Genomic DNA, 4,080 nt, shown 5'->3' with positions numbered 1-4,080 from the left:
CTGAGCGGAAAGACAAGCCACTCCCCATCGCTGGGCGGCTGACAGTTGGCTCAGCAGTTGCTGTACGGCGAAAGAAGCGGGTGCAGTTGTCGTGCGTTCTTTGATCGGCATTGCGATCACGGATGCAATTCGACCTTTCATCTGGTCATCTTCGCAGCGTTCTTGTTCGTCGCGGCCGTGCCGTAGGGACCTCTCGGTTCACGATGTCGCCTTGGCTATGCGAAGCACTTCGGCGAAACGAATGTCGAGAAACGTCCGGAACGCGACTTCCGCGAGAGTGAACGCAAAGGTCTTAATATGGCGCAACGTGCTCGTTCTGGCTGTTGAGCCGAGCGGCAACTTCCCATCCATCTCGGCCATTGGCGGCAGCCAGTCGGTAGAGTTTGACCCTAGAACGCCAGCGGGTGAGATCGCCGCCGCCGGGCGGCCGGTGGCCGATACCCGCGCCGCGGGGTTCGTCGGTGGCTGGGGTGGGGGTGAATGTGGGGCCCCCTATCAGGCGCGCCCGACCGACACGCTCCTTCACAGTTCGGGACCTCCTCATGGCCGGTCGCTCTCGCCCCAAACCCAAATTACTCTAAACGACCGAGTTCGACCCTTTTGCGGTCATTCAGTCGCGAGCGTTGCATGACGCGATCTGACCGAGGTCGTGTGAAAAACGCGATTGCAGATTGCGTAGGACGGCCACTGTTTTGAGCGTGGTAGCGATGAGGCCGCTGGCAGGCGTGGCGCGGATCAGGCGGCGATTGCCGTCATCAGCGGCTTGACGCCGAAGATGTTGATCATGCGCTTCATGTTGTAGGCGAGCACCTGCAAGCTCATCTCGGTTTTGACCTTTTCGAGGGTCCTGGTCAGGAAATGGGTACTGCCCATCCACGCCTTGAGCGTTCCGAACGGGTGCTCGACGGTCTGCCGGCGGATGGTCATGGCGTCCGGCATGCGATCGAGCCTGTCCTGCATCTCGTCGAGGACGCCTTCGTGTTCCCAGCGCTTCAGGCGCTTGTGCTTGTCGGGCGTGCATCTGGGTTTGAGCGCGCAGGACGAACAGGCCGTGAGATTGCGATAGTGATCGATATTGTCCCGGCGGTCCGAACGCACCTTTCCTCTGGTCAGGTGCTGGGCGGCCGGGCAGGTGTAGCGGTCCTTCCCGGCGTCGTAGATGAAGTCGGCCACGGTGAAGAGGCCGCGCTTGGCGTTGCCGGATGTCTGTGTCTTGGGAATGCAGGGCAAAACGCCGCTGCCCTCGCAGGCCAGCACCTCGTCGCCGTTGTAATAGCCGCGGTCGGCCAGCACCGTGATCTCGTCGCACCCGGTAGCGTCCCGCGCCTTTTTCCCCATCGAGGTCAGTTGCGCCCGGTCGCTGCCAATATTGGTGACCTCGTGCGCGACGATCAGATGGTACTCGGCATCGACGGCCATCTGGACATTGTAGCCGACGATGCCGGTGCCCTTGCCGCTGGTCGCCATCGACCGGGCGTCGGGATCGGTCAGGGAGACCTGTTTGTCAGGCGCGGCCTCGACCTGCTTGCCCATCTCCTTGAGGGACTGCATCTGCCGCCGCAGGCCCTCGATCTTCTCCTTGAGGCGCACCGTCTTGGCCTCGGCGACATCATCGTCCTGCCGGTCCGCACGGTCGAGCGCGGCCAGATAGCGCGCGATACTGGCCTCGACCTGTTCGATGCGTTTGGCGACCTTGGTCACCGTGAAGTTCTTGTCGCGGGTGTTGACGGCTTTGAACTTGCTCCCGTCGATGGCCACGACAGCCCGGGTGAACAGACTGAGTTGGCGACACAGCACGACGAACTGGGTGCAGGCCGCGCGGATCGCCGGCCCATTATCGCGGCGGAAGTCGGCGATCGTCTTGAAGTCCGGCATCAACCGGCCGGTCAGCCACATCAGCTCGATGTTGCGCTGGGTCTCCCGCTCGAGCCGGCGGCTCGACTGGATGCGGTTGAGATAGCCGTAGAGATAGATCTTCAGCAGCGTCGCAGGATGATAGGCAGGCCGCCCGGTCGCTTCCGGCACGACCCCGGCAAAGCCCACGGCGCCGAGGTCGAGTTCGTCGATGAAGACTTCGATGACCCGGACCGGATTGTCCTGTGTCACGTAATCGTCCAGGCACTCGGGAAGCAGTGTCACTTGCCGGCGATCCTCGCCCTCGACAAACCGCTTCATCCCGACTCCCCTCGCTGATCGGGAATCACTTTACCAAATCAACGCGTTTCCACACAGGCTGGACCCAAGGCGGTCATTTCGCACGTCCGCGAGGATAGCCTGTTATTGTATAGGAAGCGGACATTAATGTCCTCAGCTTGGCTTGGGCTTTCCGATCAACGCGCCACGAGTCTCTGCCCGTAAGAGCGTTCCGCATGCGTAGATGCCGCAAGGCACGGGCGGGCTGTTCCCCAACTCACGGGCGACTTGTCGCGTACCTTGAAGCTTTGTGATATACTAGCTGCCAGCGCGCGCAAACGAGTCAGTCATGTGCGTGTCGGAGGGCATACCGATGGCCAGATGGCTAATCGCGGCATTGACCCTATTGGCGCTCGGCGCGGTGTCTCCAACACAAGCTGATGACGCGAGTGACTGCAGTAGCGCCAACGATGCGGACTTGGTGATTCAGGCTTGCACGAGAATTGTTGCGGTGATCGGCGCAAATGCCGAGGCGTTCACCAACCGTGCCGACGCCTATGCTATGAGAGGCGAAGTTGACCAAGCAATCGCCGATTACGACCGGGCCATACAGTTGAAGCCGGGACGTTCTGAAGCGTTCTACGGCCGCGGAAATGTCTATCTAAGCAAAAGAGATTTCAACCGTGCACTCGCGGACTACGAGAAAGCTATCGAGCTGAAGCCTGCGGATGCGGAAGCATTCAACAAGCGCGGCTCTGCCTATCAAGCCAAGGGTGACAGTGCGAAGGCCATTGCTGACTACGACAAGGCCATCGAGCTGAAGCCACAGTTTGCCGGGTTTTTCTTCAAACGGGGCGATGCCTATCAAGCAAACGGTGACCTAGACAAGGCCATTACTGACTACGACAAGGCCATCGAGCTGAAGCCGGACTTTGCGGAAGCATTTAACAACCGTGGCTTGGCCTTTCAAGCCAAGGGTGACAGTGCGAAGGCCATTACTGACTACGACAAGGCCATCGAGCTGAAACCGCAGTTTGCCGCGCTTTTCTACAATCGGGGCGATGCCTATCAAGCAAAGGGTGACCTAGACAAGGCCATTACTGACTACGACAAGGCCATCGAGCTGAAGCCGGACTTTGCGGAAGCATTCAACAACCGCGCCAACACGTATCTAGCCAAGGGTGACCTGAACAAGGCCGTTGGAGAGTACGACAGGGCCGTTGCAGACTATGACAAGGCCATCGCGCTGAAGCCGGACGCTGCTGAAGCCTTCTATGGTCGGGGCTCTGCCTATCGGGCAACGGGTGAATTAGACAAGGCCATTACTGACTGCGATAAGGCCATCGAGTTGAAGCCACAGTTCGCCCCAGCCTTCTACTGTCGTGCCAACGCGTATCTAGCCAAGGGTGACCTGAACAAGGGCGTTGGAGAGTACGACAAGGCCATCGCGCTGAAGCCCGACTATGCTGAAGCATTCAACAACCGTGGCACTGCTTATCTATTCAAGGGTGACCTGAGCAAGGCCGTAGCCGACTTCGACAAGGCCATCGCGCTGAAGCCCGACTATGCTGAAGCATTCAACAATCGCGCCTTTGCCTTTCGATTCAAGGGTGACCCGAGCAAGGCAATAGCCGACTGCGACAAGGCCATCGCGCTGAAGCCAGACTATGCTGAAGCATTCAACAATCGCGCCTTTGCCTTTCTACTCAAGGGTGACCTGAGCTCGGCCATAGCCGACTTCGACAAGGGCATCGCGTTGAACCCACAGTTTCCCGAACCCTTCTATTGGCGTGGCAATGCTTATATATTGAAAGGTGACTTGGGCAAGGGCATAGCCGACTTCGCCAAGGCCATCGAACTAAGGCCAGACTATGCTGAAGCACTCGCGAACCGCGGCGCGGCCTTTTTATTCAAAGGTGACGGTGTGAAGGCTATTACTGACTGCGG

3 protein-coding genes are annotated in these 4,080 nt (G+C 59.3%); 1 reads left to right on the top strand and 2 read right to left on the bottom strand.

What is annotated here, in order from left to right; all coding sequences use genetic code 11:
* Positions 1–198: 198 nt before the first annotated feature.
* Together BQ8482_RS38095 and BQ8482_RS12785 are read right to left on the bottom strand one after the other, a co-directional pair.
* Positions 199–360, bottom strand: a complete 162-nt coding sequence (locus BQ8482_RS38095; protein WP_165848549.1) for a hypothetical protein — start codon at positions 358–360, stop codon at positions 199–201.
* Between the two features lie 375 nt (positions 361–735).
* Positions 736–2,175: an IS1182 family transposase gene (locus tag BQ8482_RS12785; RefSeq protein ID WP_123147960.1), complete on the bottom strand. Its 1,440-nt coding sequence runs from the start codon at positions 2,173–2,175 to the stop codon at positions 736–738.
* A 331-nt stretch (positions 2,176–2,506) separates the two neighbouring features.
* Between BQ8482_RS12785 and BQ8482_RS12780 the strand changes: the two genes are divergently transcribed.
* Positions 2,507–4,080: tetratricopeptide repeat protein (locus BQ8482_RS12780; RefSeq protein ID WP_208867666.1), on the top strand; the 1,574-nt coding region annotated here is incomplete at its 3' end.

Source organism: Mesorhizobium delmotii (assembly GCF_900149755.1).
Classification (GTDB): domain Bacteria; phylum Pseudomonadota; class Alphaproteobacteria; order Rhizobiales; family Rhizobiaceae; genus Mesorhizobium; species Mesorhizobium delmotii.
Note: the sequence above shows the minus strand (reverse complement) of the source record. Positions and strands in the feature narration are given on the sequence as shown.